At 59.6% G+C, this 17,718-nt stretch carries 16 protein-coding genes; 6 read left to right on the forward strand and 10 right to left on the reverse strand.

What is annotated here, in order from left to right:
- Positions 1-107 precede the first annotated feature (107 nt).
- From KGB18_RS05575 to KGB18_RS05585, 3 genes are all read left to right on the forward strand, one after another.
- Positions 108-383, forward strand: a complete 276-nt coding sequence (locus KGB18_RS05575) for a polyhydroxyalkanoic acid system family protein (protein ID WP_030129232.1) — start codon at positions 108-110, stop codon at positions 381-383.
- A gap of 248 nt (positions 384-631) precedes the next feature.
- Complete coding sequence (locus KGB18_RS05580) at positions 632-1,054, forward strand: phasin family protein (RefSeq protein ID WP_007899266.1); 423 nt, start codon at positions 632-634, stop codon at positions 1,052-1,054.
- 10 nt (positions 1,055-1,064) lie between these two features.
- A complete protein-coding gene (locus KGB18_RS05585) occupies positions 1,065-1,862 on the forward strand; it encodes a phasin family protein (protein ID WP_223569509.1) in 798 nt (265 codons plus the stop codon).
- Positions 1,863-2,023: 161 nt separating this feature from the next.
- On the opposite strand, the gene KGB18_RS05590 is transcribed toward KGB18_RS05585, so the two are convergent.
- From KGB18_RS05590 to KGB18_RS05635, 10 genes are all read right to left on the reverse strand, one after another.
- Positions 2,024-2,641, reverse strand: a complete 618-nt coding sequence (locus tag KGB18_RS05590) for a TetR/AcrR family transcriptional regulator (RefSeq protein WP_048396070.1) — start codon at positions 2,639-2,641, stop codon at positions 2,024-2,026.
- A 59-nt stretch (positions 2,642-2,700) separates the two neighbouring features.
- Positions 2,701-4,383 (reverse strand): class II poly(R)-hydroxyalkanoic acid synthase, encoded by a 1,683-nt coding sequence (phaC, locus tag KGB18_RS05595; protein WP_123721591.1) that lies wholly within the window; start codon positions 4,381-4,383, stop codon positions 2,701-2,703.
- A 129-nt stretch (positions 4,384-4,512) separates the two neighbouring features.
- Positions 4,513-5,367 carry a poly(3-hydroxyalkanoate) depolymerase gene (gene phaZ, locus KGB18_RS05600; RefSeq protein ID WP_030129227.1) on the reverse strand — a complete coding sequence of 285 codons (855 nt, stop codon included), beginning with the start codon at positions 5,365-5,367 and terminating at the stop codon, positions 4,513-4,515.
- A gap of 134 nt (positions 5,368-5,501) precedes the next feature.
- Entirely contained in the window at positions 5,502-7,181 is a 1,680-nt protein-coding gene (phaC, locus tag KGB18_RS05605; protein WP_123721590.1) for a class II poly(R)-hydroxyalkanoic acid synthase, read from the reverse strand.
- 241 nt (positions 7,182-7,422) lie between these two features.
- A complete protein-coding gene (locus KGB18_RS05610; RefSeq protein WP_123721589.1) occupies positions 7,423-7,800 on the reverse strand; it encodes a gamma-butyrobetaine hydroxylase-like domain-containing protein in 378 nt (125 codons plus the stop codon).
- A 139-nt stretch (positions 7,801-7,939) separates the two neighbouring features.
- Positions 7,940-9,280, reverse strand: a complete 1,341-nt coding sequence (gene hslU / locus KGB18_RS05615; protein ID WP_123721588.1) for an ATP-dependent protease ATPase subunit HslU — start codon at positions 9,278-9,280, stop codon at positions 7,940-7,942.
- A gap of 54 nt (positions 9,281-9,334) precedes the next feature.
- Positions 9,335-9,865 (reverse strand): ATP-dependent protease subunit HslV, encoded by a 531-nt coding sequence (gene hslV / locus KGB18_RS05620; protein ID WP_007899242.1) that lies wholly within the window; start codon positions 9,863-9,865, stop codon positions 9,335-9,337.
- Between the two features lie 232 nt (positions 9,866-10,097).
- The gene (locus KGB18_RS05625) at positions 10,098-10,805 is read right to left on the reverse strand and encodes an SPOR domain-containing protein (protein WP_030129222.1); all 708 of its coding nucleotides are present in this window, start codon (positions 10,803-10,805) and stop codon (positions 10,098-10,100) included.
- A gap of 1 nt (position 10,806) precedes the next feature.
- Positions 10,807-12,543 carry an arginine--tRNA ligase gene (argS, locus tag KGB18_RS05630; RefSeq protein WP_052965061.1) on the reverse strand — a complete coding sequence of 579 codons (1,737 nt, stop codon included), beginning with the start codon at positions 12,541-12,543 and terminating at the stop codon, positions 10,807-10,809.
- Between the two features lie 238 nt (positions 12,544-12,781).
- Positions 12,782-15,001, reverse strand: coding sequence for a primosomal protein N' (locus tag KGB18_RS05635; protein ID WP_223569510.1), 2,220 nt, complete (start codon positions 14,999-15,001; stop codon positions 12,782-12,784).
- Positions 15,002-15,171: 170 nt separating this feature from the next.
- Here KGB18_RS05635 and rpmE point away from each other — a divergent pair, with 170 nt between their 5' ends.
- The 3 genes from rpmE (at position 15,172) to KGB18_RS05650 (ending at position 17,669) form a co-directional block, all read left to right on the forward strand.
- The gene (gene rpmE / locus KGB18_RS05640) at positions 15,172-15,402 is read left to right on the forward strand and encodes a 50S ribosomal protein L31 (RefSeq protein WP_007899231.1); all 231 of its coding nucleotides are present in this window, start codon (positions 15,172-15,174) and stop codon (positions 15,400-15,402) included.
- 14 nt (positions 15,403-15,416) lie between these two features.
- Positions 15,417-16,217, forward strand: coding sequence for a thermonuclease family protein (locus tag KGB18_RS05645; RefSeq protein WP_123721585.1), 801 nt, complete (start codon positions 15,417-15,419; stop codon positions 16,215-16,217).
- A 183-nt stretch (positions 16,218-16,400) separates the two neighbouring features.
- On the forward strand, positions 16,401-17,669 hold the full coding sequence (locus KGB18_RS05650; protein WP_007899225.1) for a malic enzyme-like NAD(P)-binding protein: 1,269 nt from the start codon (positions 16,401-16,403) through the stop codon (positions 17,667-17,669).
- Positions 17,670-17,718 lie beyond the last annotated feature (49 nt).

Here is a 17,718-nt window from a genome sequence, read left to right on the forward strand (position 1 = left end):
GCTTTGTCTTGGCAAGGCTGAAGGTAAGATAGGCAACTACCGGGACGTTTTGACGCATGCAGGGTCAAGATGTCTTGAGCAAGTCACGATAAAGCAGGAGTCATTCGATGGCCCGTATTAGTGTTGAGCGTGCCCACGGCCTGGGTAAGGAAGCGGCCCGCGAGAAGGCCGACAAGTTGGCGCAGAAACTGTCCGAACAATATGGCCTGGAGCCGCAGTGGTCCGGCGACACCCTGAATCTCAGACGCTCGGGTGTAAAAGGGGCGGTATATGTGGGCGAGGACTCGATCAAGGTCGATGTCGAATTGGGCCTGTTGATGTCCGCCATGAGCGGCACCATCAAATCGGAAATCGAAAGGGCGCTCGATAAAGCACTGACCTGATCCACTTCCATCTGTGGAATGCGGTCCCTGTGGGAGCGAGCCTGCTCGCGAAAGCGGTCTTTCAGTCGACATCAATGTTGAATGTGCCTGCCTCTTTCGCGAGCAGGCTCGCTCCCACATTTGTTTGTGGTGCGCCCAAAGGTTTATGTCACTTGTTAGGGTGCCGTTTCTAATTATTCTCACTACTTTGTGCCTGAGCCCGACTCTCTGCGGGCAGTTCCTCGACCCTTCTGCGCGTGAGGTGCACCATGGCCAAAGTTATTTTGAAGAAAAAAGTCGACGTTGAGACTAACGCCCTGGGCGACGTCAAATCGTATGCCCGCAAGATCTGGCTCGCTGGTCTGGGTGCTTACACCAAGGTCGGCCAAGAGGGTAGCGAGTACGTTCAAGAGCTGATCAAAGCTGGTCAAGCTGTTGAAAAGAAAGGCAAAAAAGTAGTCACTGAAAAACTTGAAGCGGCCAATGCCGAGATCGATGAAGCCAAGAGTGAAGTGAGCACTTTCAAAGGCAAAGTCGAACTTCAACTCGACAAAGTCGAAAGGGCTTTCGATACACGTATCGCAAGTGCCTTGAATCGTATCGGCATTCCGTCTAAACATGACGTTGAGACACTCTCTGCTAAGCTCGATGAGCTGACGGCATTGCTCGAACGTGTCGCGCGTAAATCTTAAGGAGAACGGGATGGCTGGTAAAAAGAATACTGAAAAAGAAGGCAGCTCGTGGATCGGGAAGGTCGAAGACTACTCCCGCAAGATCTGGCTGGCTGGTTTAGGCGTGTACTCGAAGATTGACACTGACGGCAGCAAGCTCTTCGATACATTGGTTAAGGACGGCGAGAAAGCCGAGAAGCTCACCAAGAGCGCTGTCGGCAAAAAAGTCGATGCCGCCAAGGACTCCGCTTCGTCGGCCAAGTCGCGCATCAGCGGCGTGAAAGATCGTGCACTGGGCAAATGGGATGAGCTGGAAGGGGCTTTCGACAAGCGTCTGAACAGCGCCATTTCGCGCCTGGGTGTACCGAGCCGCAATGAGGTCAAGGCACTGCACAGCAAGGTCGATACCCTGACCAAGCAAATCGAAAAACTCACCGGTGCCAAGGTTGCGCCTGTTGCGGCGAAAACCGCGGCGGCCAAACCAGCGGCCAAAAGCGTAGCCAAACCATTGGCCAAGGCTGCCGCTAAACCGGCAACCAAAACTGCCGCGGCGAAACCTGCAGCCAAATCGGCCGCAAAACCTGCCGCCAAACCAGCTGCTAAACCGGCGGCCAAACCTGCAGCTAAAACCGCAGCAGCCAAACCTGCCGCAGCGAAGAAGCCAGCAGTGAAAAAACCGGTCGCCCCGAAAGCGGCTGCACCGAAACCAGTAGCGGCTGCTGCCAAGCCGGTAACCCCGGTCAGCACGGCGAACTCCGCCACTGCACCGACCCCTGCTGTAACCCCGACTGCCACGCCGGCTCCATCGACGCCAACCAGTCAGTCCTGATTTCAGGACTAAAAAAACGCCCGGCCTGCAAAGGTCGGGCGTTTTTGTTTTGAAGATTCAAGATTTGGGTCGCTTGTCGAAAAAAGATCGCAGCCTTCGGCAGCTCCTACAGGGGATTGCGTACACCTGTAGGAGCTGCCGAAGGCTGCGATCTTTTGATCTTAATGCTCTTCGAGGTATTGCAACGCCAACCGCTCGGTCGCGACCTTGATCGGCGGCAGCAAGTGCGGCGCCACCAGCATCATGATCTGATACACCACCAGCCTCACTTCACCTTCACGGTCGAGAATCCGCTGATAGTCCAGCGAGAACAGCAACGTCATGGTGATTTGTTCCACCAGCTGCCCCAGCGCCTGGGTGTCACTGACCAACTGACCTTGAGCTTTCAACTGTGCCAGCAATGACGCCAGTGTGCGCTTCAACGCATTGAGCAGGTTGCGTATCCCCTTGGCCAGTTTCGGCAGGCGGCCGGCAAGGTTCGACAGATCCTGGAACAGAAACCGGTAGTGGGCCAGGCGTTCGATGATCAGGTGCAGGAACAGCCAGTAATCGTCAGGTGCCAATTCCACATCGGACGGTGGATCGAGCAAGGGCGTCAGCTCGGCCTGGAAGCGCTCGAACAGCCCGAGGATCAGCGGTTCCTTGCCGTGGAAATGGTAGTAGAGGTTACCCGGGCTGATGCCCATTTCGTTGGCCACTTCCATGGTGGACACATTCGGTTCGCCCTTCTGATTGAACAACTGCAGGGCACATTCGAGAATCCGGTCGCGGGTTTTCATCCAGTCTTCTTAATGGTCGAGTCATGCCACGGCCATTGGCGGCCGTGGTTCGTTGAACGTCAGCGCACGCGCACGTAAGTACCGGGTGCCGCCTCCATCGGTGGATAGTTCTGGTTGCCGAGGGCCATCTGGGTTTCATGTTGTGCGCCGGAGCGTTCCTGAATCCAGCCCAGCCATTGCGTCCACCAACTGCCGTCGACGCGCTTGGCGTCGTAATACCAGGCCCGCGGATCGCTGCTCAGTTTCGGATTCTCGACGTAGTTGGCTTTCGGATTGTGGGGCGGGTTCAGAATGCTCTGCACATGACCGCTGTTGGACAGCACAAAGCGCCGCTCGCCACCCAGCAGCAATGCCGAGCGATACACCGCATCCCACGGGGTGATGTGATCATTCATGCCCGCCACGCTGAAACTGTCGACGGTGACTTTCTGCAGGTCGATCGGCGTGCCGCACACTTCCAGCCCACCCGGATGACTCAGCGGGTTGTGCTTGAAGAAATCCAGCAGGTCGCCATGAAACGCCGCCGGCAGGCGCGTGTTGTCATTGTTCCAGTAGAGGATGTCGAACGCCGGCGGCTCCTTGCCCAGCAGGTAGTTATTGACGAAGTAATTCCAGATCAAATCGTTGGGACGCATCCAGGCAAACACCCTGGCCATGTCGCGACCTTCCAGAACGCCCTTCTGATATGAGCGGCGCTTGGCCGCTTCCAGCGTTTGTTCGTCGGCGAAGAGGGTGGCCGGGCTGTCGATCTGGCTGTCGAGCATGCTGACCAGGTAGGTCGCGCTGGACACCCGTCGTAGCTGCCGCTTGGCCTGCAAATGCCCTTGCAGCGCGGCGATGGTCAGCCCACCCGCGCAGGCTCCCATCAGGTTGACCTCGCGAGCGCCGGTGATCGCCCGGCACACATTCATCGCTTCTTCGGCGGCTTCGACGTAGGACGACAACCCCCATTCGCGATGACGCACATCGGGATTGCGCCAGCTGATAATGAAGGTCTGCAAACCGTTTTTAAGGGCGTACTGGACGAAGCTGTTGCCGGGGCTCAAGTCGAAAATGTAGTACTTGTTGATCTGTGGCGGCACGATCAGCAATGGCTTTGAATACTGTTTTTCGCTCATCGGCTTGTACTGGATCAGCTCCAGAAGCTCATTGCGAAACACCACGGAGCCGGTAGTGGTGGCAACCGTTTTGCCCACCTCGAACGATTGCTTGGTGACTTGTCTGGGCAGGCCGTCGTTATGCAGGAGGTCGTCGAGCAGATGGCCGATACCCCGCACCAGACTGTTGCCGCCGGAGTTGAAAAATTCCTTGATCGCCAGCGGATTGAGCAGGGTGTTGGATGGCGCCACGGCGTCGTTGATCAAGGCAAAGGCGAAGTGGGCGCGGGCACGATCCTCCGGGCTCATGTTGCTTTCGTCGATCCAGCTTTTGACTTCTTTCTGCCAGCTCAGATAGGCCTGCAGGCTGCGGCGATAAAAAGGATTGAGGCTCCACGTCGGGTCGGCAAAGCGACTGTCCTGCGGGTTGGTCGGGTGCAAGGTTTCACCCAACAGTACGCGGCCCAACTGGCCGCCCAGCTTCAAGGCATGCCGGGCCGTATACACCGGATTGCGCAGGCCGTGGGTGGCCAGGCTGCGCAAGGTCGAAAGCAGGTCCCGGCCGCGCAGACCGGTAACCGCACTCTGTGCATTGATGAATGCAGCGGGAGTGGGCAATGAGCCCTTCGCTGGTTTGTCGCGCATGAGTTAACACTCCTTCGTCGTCAGGCCAAAAACAAACACACCCGAACAAAACACCATAGACGCTGTTGCGGGTTGTTGCGCGGCACGGCGTCCTGCCAACTCCTTTTAGTAAACAAAAGCCGGGGTCGGTTAACCGCCCGATGGCGCCGGATGTGGATGCATTACTGCGCGCTGACGTTCCTCCTCAAGAAACTTCATGATGATCGGTGCCACCGCTTCGGCCCGGGTAATCAAAAACAGATGGCCGTCGTCGATGATGTGCAGTTGGGCGTTTGGAATTCGCCAGGCCAACATGCGCATGTTGATAAGTGGAATCAGTGGGTCATCGTCGCCGGCCAACACCAAAGTTGGCTGGTTGATCTTGTGCAGCCAGTGAATGCTGGTCCAGCCGAGGCCGGCGAACAGCTGCCAGTAATAACCGAGTTTGCCTGCCGAGCGGACCCTGGCGGCGTGACTGGCAGCCAGGGTCGGATCGCGACGGAACGAGCCGCCATAGATCATTGGTGCGATGCGGATCACATGGGATGGCTGGATGTAGCGCCGTGGGCTGGCCATCATCCACAGCACTTTCGGCTTGCCCGGAACCATCACGGCGCCAGCCGCTGTGGCAGCCAGCACCAGCTTCTTGCAGCGCTCGGGATAGTCATGGGCGAACTGCTGCGCCAGAGCGCCACCCCACGAAACGCCAATCACATTGACTTGCCCGTAATCGAGATAGTCGAGCATTCGCGCCGTGAGTTTCGCCAGGCCCGAAAAGCGATACGGGCGGTTGGGAGTCGATGAGCCGCCGACGCCGGGTACGTCGAAGGCGATGACTTCCAGGTCCGGATCCAGAGCCTGGACGAACGGGAATATCAGCTCCAGGTTGGCGCCGATGCCGTTGAAAATCAGCAAGGGCGTCAAGTGAGGCTTGCCGGGGCGTACCGCGGTGCGGAGGGTCTGGCCATCCAGGTTGACGGTACGAAAGACGAACGGTTGCGGCATGCACAGAGCCCTGTAGGTTTTAAACGCTGATCGAGCCGTCCCGGGCCGTCGCAGAATGTTCGAGGTTGGCCTCGAGAGTAATCGATAGAGATCGCGGCACCTCCCAGTGCCGCGGACTGCGAGTTATTTGAAGCTCAACGTTCATGCACGTAGGTACCCGGCGAAGCTTCGCCCGCGGGATAGGCCTTGTTGCCAAGGTTGGCGGGGGATTTCTTCAGTTTGCCCGAACGCTCGGCCTGCCACGCCTGCCAGTGCAACCACCAGGAATCGGTGTGCTTGGTGGAATTTTCCATCCACTCTTCGGCTTTGACCGGCATTTCGGTGCTGGTCATGTAGCGCGCTTTCGGATTACCCGGAGGGTTCAGAATGCTCTGGATGTGTCCGCTGCTGGACAGCACGAACTCGACCTTGCCGCCGAACAGCTGCGCGGATTTGTAGCAGGACTTCCACGGAGTGATGTGATCGTTGGTACCGGCCAGGGAAAAGATGTCGGCGGTCACCTGCTTGAGGTCGATCGGCGTTCCGCACACTTCCAGGGCATCGGAGCGGATCAGTGGGTTGTTTTTGAACATCTCGATCAGGTCGCCGTGGAACGCCGCGGGCAACCGGGTGGTGTCGTTGTTCCAGAACAGGATGTCGAAAACCGGCGGCTCATTACCCAGCAGGTAGTTGTTGACCCAGTAGTTCCAGATCAGGTCGTTGGGGCGCATCCAGGCGAAGACTTTCGCCATGTCGCGACCTTCCAGCACACCGGCCTGGTAGGAATGGCGCTTGGCGGCTTCGAGGGTCTGCTCGTCGACGAACAGGGCCACATCGCTGTCCAGGGTGGTGTCCAGCACGCTGACCAGCAGGGTGAGGGCGTTGACCTTCTTCTCGCCGATCGCTGCGTAGTGACCCAGCAGGGCGGTGCAGGTGATGCCGCCGGAGCAGGCACCGAGCATGTTCACGTCTTTGCTGCCGGTAATCGCGGTGACGACATCGACCGCTTCCTTGAGCGCTTCGATGTAGGTCGACAGACCCCACTCGCGCTGCTCCTTGGTCGGGTTGCGCCAGCTGACGATGAACGTCTGCACGTTGTTGCGCAGGCAGAAGCGCGCCAGGCTCTTGTCCGGGCTCAGGTCGAAAACGTAGAACTTGTTGATCTGTGGCGGCACCACCAGCAGCGGGCGTTCATGCACCTGCTCGGTGATCGGTCGGTACTGGATCAACTCCAGCACATCGTTGCGAAACACCACTGCGCCTTCGGTCACGCCCAGGCTCTTGCCGACTTCGAATGCACCCATGTTGACCTGGCTCGGCATACCGCCGTTGTGCACCAGATCCTTGGCCAGATGGGAGAGGCCGTCGAGCAGGCTCTTGCCACCGGTTTCGAAGAAGCGTTTGACCGCCGCCGGGTTGGCCGCCGTGTTGCTCGGGGCCATGGCTTCGGTCATGAGGTTGATCACGAAATGCCCGCGAGCGACGTCCTTGGGCGACAGGTTGCTGTCATCGATCCACGCGTGAAGCTCCTTGCGCCACGCCAGATAAGTTTGCAAATAACGTTTGTAAAGCGGGTTCTGGCTCCAGGCCGGGTCGAGGAAACGGCGGTCGTCGCTTTGCGGTTGAAGCTCGGATTTTCCGAACAGCACGTTCTTGAGTTCGATGCCGAAATGGGCGACGTGCCTGGCGCTGTGGATGGGTTGTCTGATGGCCTGGGTCAGCACCATTCGAGCAGAACCCAGTAGATCCTTTCTACGCAGCCCAACAACAGGATTCAGTCCCAAGGTATTTTCTGAAGCCTGGAATTTCAGGTCATCGTTTTGCTTGTTACTCATCTACGACGCTCCATTGTCCTGAGGCGAGTACCTGAGCCCAGCTGTGTAGTCACACAACAACGCCAGGTACTACTGCTCGGGTGACCGTTAATTGCGCATAGCTACAAATGCACGGAACTTGCCAGCTCCATTGGTTACCCGAGTTTAATTTTTTTCGCAAGCGGGCCAATCGTTGACCCGGCAGCCAAGCATTCAAACAGATGGAATTAGAAAATGCCCTCTAAATAGCCAGAGGGCTGATTTAGAGCATCAGCTTGACGACCGACTCATTCGGATCACGGGTCTTTCCAGCCGCTTTGAGTTCCGCAAGATAATCGTTCCAGAGATCTTCTTGGCGCACTGCCAGCTGGTACAGATATTCCCAAGTGAACAGGCCGCTGTCGTGGCCGTCGTCGAAGGTCAATTTCAGTGCGTACTGACCGGCCGGTTCGACCTTGCTCAGGCCTACGGCGATCTTGCCAAATTGCAGGATGGGTTTGCCGTGGCCCTGGACTTCAGCGGAAGGAGAATGCACGCGAAGGAACTCGGCGGGCAGGTGATATTCCTCGCCGGACGCGTATTTGAGCGTCAGGGTTTTTGAGGCTTTGTGGAGTTTGATGTCGGTGGGGAGTTGGGTCATGGCAGGTCGTCCGTCTATGTGGAACGTTGTGTAGGAGCTGCCGCAGGCTGCGATCTTTTGATCTTCGGCATCAGCCGGAAAAGATCGCAGCCTGCGGCAGCTCCTACAGGTGTTACGTTCTCACAGGAGAGTAGGTGACCTACAGGATATAACGGGACAGGTCTTCGTTCTGTGCCAATTCGCCCAAGTGACTGTTGACGTAGTCGGCATCGATCAGGATCGGCTTGTCCTCGTGGGTGCTGGCCAGATCACCGGCGCTGAACGACACCTCTTCGAGCAGACGCTCGAGCAGGGTGTGCAGGCGACGGGCACCGATGTTTTCGGTTTTCTCGTTGACCTGCCAGGCGATCTCGGCGAGACGCTTGATGCCGTCCGGCAGGAATTCGATGAGCAGACCTTCGGTTTTCAGCAGTGCACAGTACTGCTCGGTGAGCGATGCATGCGGCTCGCTGAGGATGCGCTCGAAATCTTCCGGGCTCAGGGCCTTGAGCTCGACCCGAATCGGCAGGCGACCTTGCAGCTCCGGCACCAGATCGCTTGGCTTGCTCAGGTGGAACGCACCAGAAGCGATGAACAGGATGTGGTCAGTCTTGACCATGCCCAGTTTGGTGTTGACGGTGCAGCCTTCGATCAGCGGCAGCAAGTCGCGCTGTACGCCTTCGCGGGACACGTCGATGCCACCGGAATTGCCACGCTTGGCGACCTTGTCGATTTCATCGATGAACACGATACCGTGCTGCTCAACGGCTTCCAGGGCCTTGGCCTTCAATTCTTCTTCGTTGACCAGGCGACCGGCTTCTTCGTCGCGAACCAGTTTCAGCGCTTCCTTGACCTTGAGCTTGCGGTTTTTGCGCTTGCCCTTGCCCATGTTGGCGAACAGGCTCTGCAGCTGGTTGGTCATTTCTTCCATGCCCGGTGGTGCGGAGATATCGACGCCGGTCGCTTCGGCCACTTCGATTTCGATCTCCTTGTCATCCAGCTGACCTTCACGCAGGCGTTTGCGGAACAGCTGACGGGTGTTGGAATCCTGGGACGAGGCGGAGTCCTCGTTGCTGAAGCCCATGCGTGCCGGTGGCAGCAAAGCGTCGAGGATGCGCTCTTCGGCGGCGTCTTCGGCGCGGTGACGAACCTTGGTCATTTCCTGTTCGCGCAGCAGCTTGATCGCAGCGTCGGCCAGATCACGAATGATCGATTCGACGTCACGGCCGACGTAGCCCACTTCGGTGAACTTGGTCGCTTCGACTTTGATGAACGGCGCGTTGGCGAGCTTGGCCAGGCGACGGGCGATCTCGGTTTTACCGACACCGGTCGGGCCGATCATCAGGATGTTCTTGGGGGTGACTTCGACGCGCAGCTCTTCGGGCAGCTGCATCCGGCGCCAGCGGTTGCGCAACGCGATGGCAACGGCGCGTTTGGCATCGTCCTGGCCGATGATATGGCGATTGAGTTCGTGGACGATTTCACGGGGGGTCATGGGCATAATAATTGGCGGTCCTCAAGCAAAAGTGAGCCGTGGCACTAGGCCGAAACAGGCTTACTCGGCGAGGTCCTGCTCCTCAATGGTGAAGGTGTGGTTGGTGAATACGCAGATGTCGCCGGCGATGCCGAGCGCTGTTTCGACAATTTCCCGCGCCGACAAATCGGTTTTCTTCAACAGGGCACTCGCGGCAGCCTGGGCGTAGCCGCCGCCGGAACCCATGGCGATCAGGCCTTCTTCGGGCTCAACCACGTCACCGTTGCCGGTGATGATCAGGGAGGCATCTTTGTTGGCGACCGCGAGCATGGCTTCGAGGCGGCTCAGGGAGCGGTCGGTGCGCCATTCTTTGGCGAGTTCGACGGCGGCACGAACCAGGTGGCCCTGATGTTTCTCGAGCTGGCCTTCGAAACGCTCGAAGAGGGTGAAGGCGTCAGCGGTGGCCCCGGCAAAACCGGCGATAACCTGGCCGTGGTAGAGGCGGCGAACTTTCTTCGCGTTGCCTTTCATCACGGTATTGCCGAGCGAAACCTGGCCGTCGCCGCCCATGACGACTTTGCCGTGGCGGCGAACTGAAACGATGGTGGTCAAGGGAGAGTCTCCACGCAGCGGGGCGAAAATGCCTTATGCCAACTCATATGGGGGTGGTGGATCGTTTTTCAACTGTAGGACGCGGCGGGGGACGAGCGGTGTAGGGCAGGTGGAGGAGGCGGTGTCGCTGATGACGCCATCGCGGGCAAGCCCGCTCCCACAGGATATGCGCCAACCCTGTGGGAGCGGGCTTGCCCGCGATGAACGATGACGCGGCTACCCTGTCGGGAAATCAGCGACTCTGGCGTTGTTGTAACAACAGGTTGCTGAAGCCGCTGCCAGCCAGTTGTTTCTGAGCGGTGGTCAGCTGTTCGCGGTTGCTGAACGGGCCGACCAGAACCCGATACCAGGTCTCGTCCTTCACGGTGCCGGATTCAACCGCCACGGCCTGACCCAGCAGAATGATCTGCGCACGCACCTTGTCGGCATCGGCTTCCTTGCGGAACGAACCGGCCTGCAGGAAGAACTTGGTCACCGGCGCAGCTTTCGCCACGGGTGGCGCTGGCGGCGGGGTGATGCCGGCCAATGCCGCTTGAGCCCGGGCCGTGTCGATCTTCGCCGCTTCCGCAGGCGTCACCGGCGTGGTCGGAATGGCCGGCACTTGTGGTGTCGGCAGGGTTTTCTCCGGCACCGCGTCCGGCGGCACGATGACTTCCGATTCCGGCAGCAAAGTGTAGAAGTCGTACTTCGGCTTCACCGGTTGCGTCGGGCTTGGCGGGGTCTTGTTGGCCTCGGCGATCTTGGTGGCTTTCTGCTGTTCGATCTTCTCGCGCTTGACGGTATCGCTGCCCTTGCCCGGCTCCAGCTTCATCAGGAATACAATGAACGCACCGACCGTCAGGCCGATGGCCATCCACAGCCAGCCCGGGATCGGTTGCTTTGCAGGAGCTTGGTAACGGCTGGCGCCACGCTTGGGTGCAGGTTTTTTCTTGGCAGCCAACTTACATACGCTCCAGAGTTTCCAGACCCAAGAGTTCCAGGCCTTGCTTGAGAGTGCGGCCGGTCAGCGCGGCGAGGCGCAGGCGGCTCTGCATTTGCGCCGGGGTGTCGGCGCCGAGGATCGGGCAGTTCTCATAGAAGCTGGAGAACAGGCCGGCGACATCGTACAGGTAGGTGCAGAGGATGTGCGGCGTGCCTTTGTCGGACACGTTATTCAGAATTTCGCCGAACTGCGCCAGTTTCGCCGCCAGCTCATGTTCGTGCGCGGCTTCGAGGACGATCTGTCCTTCGACTTCGCTGAAATCCTTGCCGAGTTTGCGGAACACACCGGCCACCCGGGTGTAGGCGTACAGCAGGTATGGCGCGGTGTTGCCTTCGAAGTTCAGCATCAGGTCGAAGTTGAAGCTGTAGTCGCTGGTGCGGTGCTTGGACAGGTCGGCGTATTTCACGGCGCCGATGCCCACGACCTTGGCGATGTTGCGCAACTCGTCTTCGGCAAGCGTCGGGTTTTTCTCTTTCACCAGGGTGTAGGCGCGTTCCTGGGCTTCGGTCAGCAGGTCGATCAGCTTCACGGTGCCGCCGTCACGGGTCTTGAACGGACGGCCATCGGCGCCGTTCATGGTGCCGAAGCCCATGTGCTCCATTTCCATCGGGTGCGTCACAAAGCCGGCCAGGCGCGCGACCTGGAACACTTGCTGGAAGTGCAGGGCCTGACGCTGGTCGACGAAGTACAGCGCACGATCGGCCTTCAGCACGCCGCTGCGGTAGCGCACTGCCGCGAGGTCGGTGGTGGCGTAGAGGTAGCCGCCGTCAGCCTTGACGATGATCACCGGCAGTGGGTCGCCATCGGCGTTCTTGAACTCGTCGAGGAATACGCATTGAGCGCCGTTGCTTTCGACCAGCAGGCCGGCGGCCTTGAGGTCGTTGACCACATTGATCAGGTCGTCGTTATAGGCGCTTTCACCCATCACGTCGGCCATGGTCAGTTTGACGTTCAGCAGTTCGTAGATTTTCTGGCAGTGCGACAGGGAGATGTCTTTGAACTTGGTCCACAGCGCCAGGCAGTCCGGGTCGCCGGCTTGCAGCTTGACCACCAGGCCACGGGCGCGATCGGCGAATTCTTCGGACTCGTCGAAGCGTTGCTTGGCGGCGCGGTAGAAGTTTTCCAGGTCCGACAGCTCATCGCTGGTGATCGGGTTTTCCTGCAGATAAGCCATCAGCATGCCGAACTGGGTGCCCCAGTCGCCAACGTGGTTCTGGCGGATCACTTCGTCGCCGAGGAATTCCAGAACCCGGGCCACGCCGTCGCCGATGATGGTCGAACGCAAATGGCCGACGTGCATTTCTTTGGCCAGGTTCGGGGCCGACAGGTCTACCACGGTGCGCTGCACCGGGCCGGCCTTGCGCACGCCGATGTGGTCGTCGGCCAGTGCCGCGTCCAGGCGGGTCGCCAGGGCTTGAGTGTTCTGGAAGAAGTTCAGGAAGCCAGGGCCGGCGATTTCGGCTTTGGAGACGTTCTCGTCAGCCGGCAGCGCGGCGATGATTTTCTCGGCCAGGTCGCGCGGCTTCATGCCCGCAGGCTTGGCCAGCATCATGGCGATGTTGCTGGCGAAGTCGCCGTTTTTCTTGTCGCGAGAGTTTTCCACCTGGATCGCCGGCGACAGGCCTTCAGGCAACACACCTTCGTTGACGAGTTGGGTGATGGCTTGTTGGATCAGCTGGCGAATGGTGTCTTTCATGGTGTTCTCTGTCGACCGCAAGCGCGGCGGCGCTTCGATGCGCTAGTGGAAAAACTGGGTATTATCCGTGGCGAAGACGGGCTTGCCAACTATAGCGGGCAGGTTATGGATATGTGGTGACAATTCGGCCGCCTTCGCGGGCAAGCCCGCTCCCACAGGGTAAGTGGTAGGACATAGAGCATGTGAACAACGCAAATCCCTGTGGGAGCCGGGCTTGCCCGCGATAGCGATCTTGAATTCAATACAAATCGACCGGATCGACATCCAGCGACCAACGCACCGCCCGCCCACTCGGCATCTGCTCCAAAACCAGCAACCAACTGCTCAGCAACCGATGCAGCGGCGCCCGGGCCGTGGCTTGCAGCAACAACTGTGCACGATATCGCCCGGCTCGGCGCTCCATCGGCGCAGGCACTGGCCCCAGCAACTCAATACCGGTCAAGTTCTGCTCGGCCAGCAAACGTTCGGCCTCACTGCAGGCCTCATCAAGAAAACCTTCGGCTTGCCCCGGTTTATGCGCTTCGGCCCGCAGCAGCGCGAGATGCGCAAACGGCGGAAGCCCTGCGGAGCGGCGTTCGCTCAACGCCTGTTCGGCAAAGGCGAAATAGCCTTGCTCAGTCAGTTGCACCAGCAGTGGATGGTCTGCCAAATGCGTCTGGATGATCACTTTGCCCGGCTCTTCGGCCCGCCCCGCGCGCCCGGCGACCTGGACGATCAATTGCGCCATGCGTTCGCTGGCGCGGAAGTCGCCGGAGAACAGTCCGCCGTCGGCATCCAGAATCGACACCAGCGTTACCCGAGGGAAGTGGTGCCCTTTGGCAAGCATCTGTGTGCCGACCAGAATGCATGGCTGGCCTTTCTGAATGGTGGCGAACAGTTGATTCATCGCGTCTTTGCGTGAAGTGCTGTCGCGGTCGACTCGCAGCACCGGGACGTCTGGAAACAGAATCCCCAGGCGTTCTTCGGCGCGCTCGGTACCGGCACCCACGGGCCGCAAATCGACCTTGCCGCACTTCGGGCAATGCCGGGGCACGCGTTCAACGTAGCCGCAATGGTGACAACGCAGTTCGCCGGAGCGCTGGTGCACGGTCATTCGCGCGTCGCAGCGCTGGCATTCAGACATCCAGCCGCAGTCGTGGCAGAGCAGCGTCGGGGCGAACCCTCGGCGGTTGAGGAACACCAGCACTTGCTGGCCGGCGGCCAGGGTCTGACCGATGGCTTGCTGCATCGGTCCTGAAATGCCGCTGTCCAGCGGGCGACTTTTCACGTCCAGACGCAGGAAGCGCGGTTGCTTGGCGCCACCGGCCCGCTCATTCAGGCGTAAGAGGCCGTAACGACCGGTGTAGGCATTTTGCAGGCTTTCCAGCGAAGGCGTGGCGGATCCGAGGACAATCGGGATGTTTTCCTGCCGGGCGCGGACCAGCGCCAGGTCGCGGGCGTGGTAGCGCAGGCCTTCCTGCTGTTTATAAGAGCCGTCGTGCTCTTCATCGATGATGATCAGGCCAGGGTTCTTCATTGGCGTGAACAGCGCCGAACGGGTACCGATAATAATGTCGGCCTCGCCATCCCGTGCCGCCAGCCAGGCTTCCAGGCGTTCGCGGTCATTGACTGCCGAGTGGATCAGCGCGATGCGCGCATTGAAGCGCTGCTCGAAGCGCGCCAGGGTTTGCGGGCCGAGGTTGATCTCCGGGATCAGCACCAGGGCTTGTTTGCCGGCCTCGAGGGTTTCGCGGATCAGCTGCAAATAGACTTCGGTCTTGCCGCTGCCGGTGACGCCGGCCAGCAGGAACGCGTGATAACTGTCGAATCCGGCGCGAATCGCTTCGTAGGCGGCGCGCTGCTCCGGGTTGAGCGGCAATTCCGGTTGCGCCAGCCAGTGTTCGTGGCGCACACCGGGCGCGTGCTTGCGGATTTCTACTTGCACCAGATCCTTGGCCAGCAACAGATCGAGGCTGTCCTTGCTCAGCATCAGTTTGCTCAACAGCTGATGAGCGACGCCATGGGGATGCTGGGCCAGGGTTGCCAGGGCCTCGCGTTGACGCGGGGCACGAGCGATGCGCGGGTCATCAAGGCTGGCGCCGGGCGCGGCGGACCAGAAGCGTTCCTGACGAGCTTCGGCCAGTTCACCCTGACGCAATAATACCGGCAGTGCCCAGCTCAACGTGTCGCCGAGGCTGTGCTGGTAATACTGAGAGGTCCACAGGCACAGCTTGAACAGCGCGGGCGGTAGCGGCGGCGTGGCGTCGAGCAGCGCCAGGGCCGGTTTGAGCTTTTCTGCCGGTACTTCGCTGGTGTCGGTGACCTCCACCAGAATCCCGATCATCTCCCGCCGACCGAACGGCACCCGCAAGCGCATGCCCGGGTGCAACTGGGCGCGCAGGACTCCGGCCGGGGCACGGTAATCGAACAGGCGGCGCAGGGGCGAAGGCAGGGCGAGGCGCAAAATGGCGTTGGGCACGCGATTGTTTTCTCGATGAGAGGGCGATGAAGAAGGCCGGGAGCCTAGCAGACGACTGGTTTAAGCGACAGCTTGCGTGATTGCAAAGGTCTGGTAGAATCCGCGGCCTAATTACGTGCGGTATTCAACAATGGTGTTGAGTGGCGGCACGCTAGCCTGAGGAATACATCATGAAAGCCGATATCCATCCAACATACGAAATCACCGCAGTTACCTGCAGCTGTGGCAACAAGTTCGAAACTCGTTCGAACCTGGCCAAGCCTCTGGCGATCGACGTATGCAACGAATGCCACCCGTTCTACACCGGTAAGCAGAAGACTCTGGATACTGGCGGTCGTGTACAGCGCTTTGCAGACCGTTTCGGCGCTTTCGGCAAGAAAGCTCCAGCTGCTGCAGAGTAAGGTTGAAGGGCCCGATGGGCTTTTCCTTGCTGATGAAAAAGGCGTCCCTCGCGGGCGCCTTTTTTGTGTCCGCGATTTGGCTTTCCGGTGCCCAGGCCTTCTGCCCGGTGCCGAGTGGGCTGACGTCGGTCGCGGTGCAGCGGGTAGTGGATGGCGACACCTTGCGTCTGCGCGATGGCCGCAGCGTGCGCATGATCGGTTTGAATACGCCGGAGCTGGGCAAGCAGGGGCGTTCAGACGAGCCTTTCGCCGTGGCCGCGCGCAAACGCCTTGAAGCACTGGTGGCCGCCAGCGACGGGCAGGTCGGTTTGCTGCCGGGTAAAGAAAGCAAGGACCATTACGGCCGGACTCTGGCCCATGTCTATGGCGTCGATGGTGCCAACCTCGAAGCGCAGATGCTCGCGGAGGGCCTCGGTTTTCAGGTGGCGGTAGCACCGAATGTCGATTTGGCCGCCTGCCAGCAAGCGGCAGAACGCAGTGCTCGTCGGGCCGGTCTTGGGCTATGGCGACAATCACCTGTACTGAAAGCGGAGCAGATCAGCGCGTCCGGCTTCGCCGTGCTCAGTGGTCGTGTGAGCAAGGTTCAGCGCAATCGCGGCGGGGTTTGGATCGAGTTGCAGGATTCGGTTGTATTGCGGGTTGCACCCAATATGCTGGACCAATTCGATGTTGCATCGCTTGAAAAGCTCAAAGGCAAGCAAATCGAGGCTCGTGGCTGGGTGGTGGATCGTTCGCGCCGCGGTGGGTTGAAACCGGGGCAGGCGCGCTGGCTTCTGTCGCTGACCGATCCGGCGATGTTGCAGACGGCGCCGTAAGAAAGAGTTGTAGACATTTTTTCTATCGATTGTGAACAGTCTATCCCTTGTGTTCCGTGGCTCTTGGCCCAAAGTCGTAGGGCCGGGCGCTTGACAGGGGTGACTGGTCAGTCTTGTGAGGACTTTGCGAGGCGAGTATCCTCGGCGGTCCGTCTGTCCAACAGTAAAAAGCGGAATGCCCATATGTCTGATTTGAAAACTGCCGCTCTCGAATATCACGCCCATCCCCGTCCAGGGAAGCTGAGTGTCGAGCTCACCAAGGCCACCGCTACCGCCCGCGATCTGTCGCTGGCCTACAGCCCCGGCGTAGCCGAACCAGTACGCGAAATCGCCCGCGATCCTGAACTGGCCTACAAATACACCGGCAAGGGCAACCTGGTTGCAGTCATTTCCGATGGCACCGCGATTCTCGGCCTGGGTAACCTCGGCCCATTGGCTTCCAAGCCGGTTATGGAAGGTAAGGGCGTGCTGTTCAAGCGCTTCGCCGGCATCGACGTGTTCGACATCGAAGTCGACTCCGAAAGCCCGCAAGCCTTCATCGACACCGTCAAGCGTATCTCCATTACCTTCGGTGGCATCAACCTGGAAGACATCAAGGCACCTGAGTGCTTTGAGATCGAACGCGCTCTGATCGAGCAGTGCGATATTCCGGTATTCCACGATGACCAGCACGGCACCGCAATCGTTACTGCGGCCGGCATGATCAACGCCCTGGAAATCGCTGGCAAAACCCTGGCTGACGCCAAGATCGTCTGCCTGGGCGCCGGTGCTGCGGCCATCTCCTGCATGAAATTGCTGGTGAGCATGGGCGCCAACATCGAAAACATCTACATGGTTGACCGTACCGGTGTGATCCACTCCGGCCGTGACGACCTGAACCAGTACAAGGCTGTGTTCGCTCACGCGACCGAGAAGCGCACCCTGGCTGACGCGCTGGAAGGCGCTGACGTGTTCGTTGGCCTGTCCGGTCCGAACCTGCTGAGCGCTGAAGGCCTGAAATCCATGGCGGCCAACCCGATCGTGTTCGCGTGCTCGAACCCGGATCCGGAAATCTCCCCGGAACTGGCTCACGCCACCCGTAACGACGTGATCATGGCCACCGGCCGTTCGGATTACCCGAACCAGGTCAACAACGTACTGGGCTTCCCGTTCATCTTCCGTGGTGCCCTGGACGTTCGCGCCAAGCGCATCAACGAAGAAATGAAAGTGGCTGCCGCCAACGCCCTGCGTGAACTGGCCAAGCTGCCAGTGCCTCAGGAAGTGTGCGACGCCTACGGCGGCATCAAGCTGGAATTCGGTCGTGAGTACATCATTCCGAAACCAATGGATGCCCGTCTGATCACCCTGATCTCCGATGCCGTGGCCAAGGCTGCGATCGAGACCGGTGTGGCGACCCTGCCGTATCCGAAGAACTACCCGCTGAAAAGCGTGGATGACGTGTTCAACGGCTAAGCCGTTGTAACGCTTCAACCAAAAGCCCCGGCTCTCGCGAGTCGGGGCT

It is taken from the genome of Pseudomonas sp. BF-R-26, from assembly GCF_019947395.1.
GTDB lineage: Bacteria > Pseudomonadota > Gammaproteobacteria > Pseudomonadales > Pseudomonadaceae > Aquipseudomonas > Aquipseudomonas farris.

Excerpts from the sequence above, each read along its gene's own strand:
- KGB18_RS05575 (WP_030129232.1), top strand. The coding sequence starts at position 108 with ATGGCCCGTATTAGTGTTGAGCGTGCCCACGGCCTGGGTAAGGAAGCG.
- KGB18_RS05580 (WP_007899266.1), top strand. The coding sequence starts at position 632 with ATGGCCAAAGTTATTTTGAAGAAAAAAGTCGACGTTGAGACTAACGCC.
- KGB18_RS05585 (WP_223569509.1), top strand. The coding sequence starts at position 1,065 with ATGGCTGGTAAAAAGAATACTGAAAAAGAAGGCAGCTCGTGGATCGGG.
- KGB18_RS05590 (WP_048396070.1), bottom strand. The coding sequence starts at position 2,641 with ATGAAAACCCGCGACCGGATTCTCGAATGTGCCCTGCAGTTGTTCAAT.
- phaC (WP_123721591.1), bottom strand. The coding sequence starts at position 4,383 with ATGCGCGACAAACCAGCGAAGGGCTCATTGCCCACTCCCGCTGCATTC.
- phaZ (WP_030129227.1), bottom strand. The coding sequence starts at position 5,367 with ATGCCGCAACCGTTCGTCTTTCGTACCGTCAACCTGGATGGCCAGACC.
- phaC (WP_123721590.1), bottom strand. The coding sequence starts at position 7,181 with ATGAGTAACAAGCAAAACGATGACCTGAAATTCCAGGCTTCAGAAAAT.
- KGB18_RS05610 (WP_123721589.1), bottom strand. The coding sequence starts at position 7,800 with ATGACCCAACTCCCCACCGACATCAAACTCCACAAAGCCTCAAAAACC.
- hslU (WP_123721588.1), bottom strand. The coding sequence starts at position 9,280 with ATGCCCATGACCCCCCGTGAAATCGTCCACGAACTCAATCGCCATATC.
- argS (WP_052965061.1), bottom strand. The coding sequence starts at position 12,543 with ATGAAAGACACCATTCGCCAGCTGATCCAACAAGCCATCACCCAACTC.
- rpmE (WP_007899231.1), top strand. The coding sequence starts at position 15,172 with ATGAAAGCCGATATCCATCCAACATACGAAATCACCGCAGTTACCTGC.
- KGB18_RS05645 (WP_123721585.1), top strand. The coding sequence starts at position 15,417 with ATGGGCTTTTCCTTGCTGATGAAAAAGGCGTCCCTCGCGGGCGCCTTT.
- KGB18_RS05650 (WP_007899225.1), top strand. The coding sequence starts at position 16,401 with ATGTCTGATTTGAAAACTGCCGCTCTCGAATATCACGCCCATCCCCGT.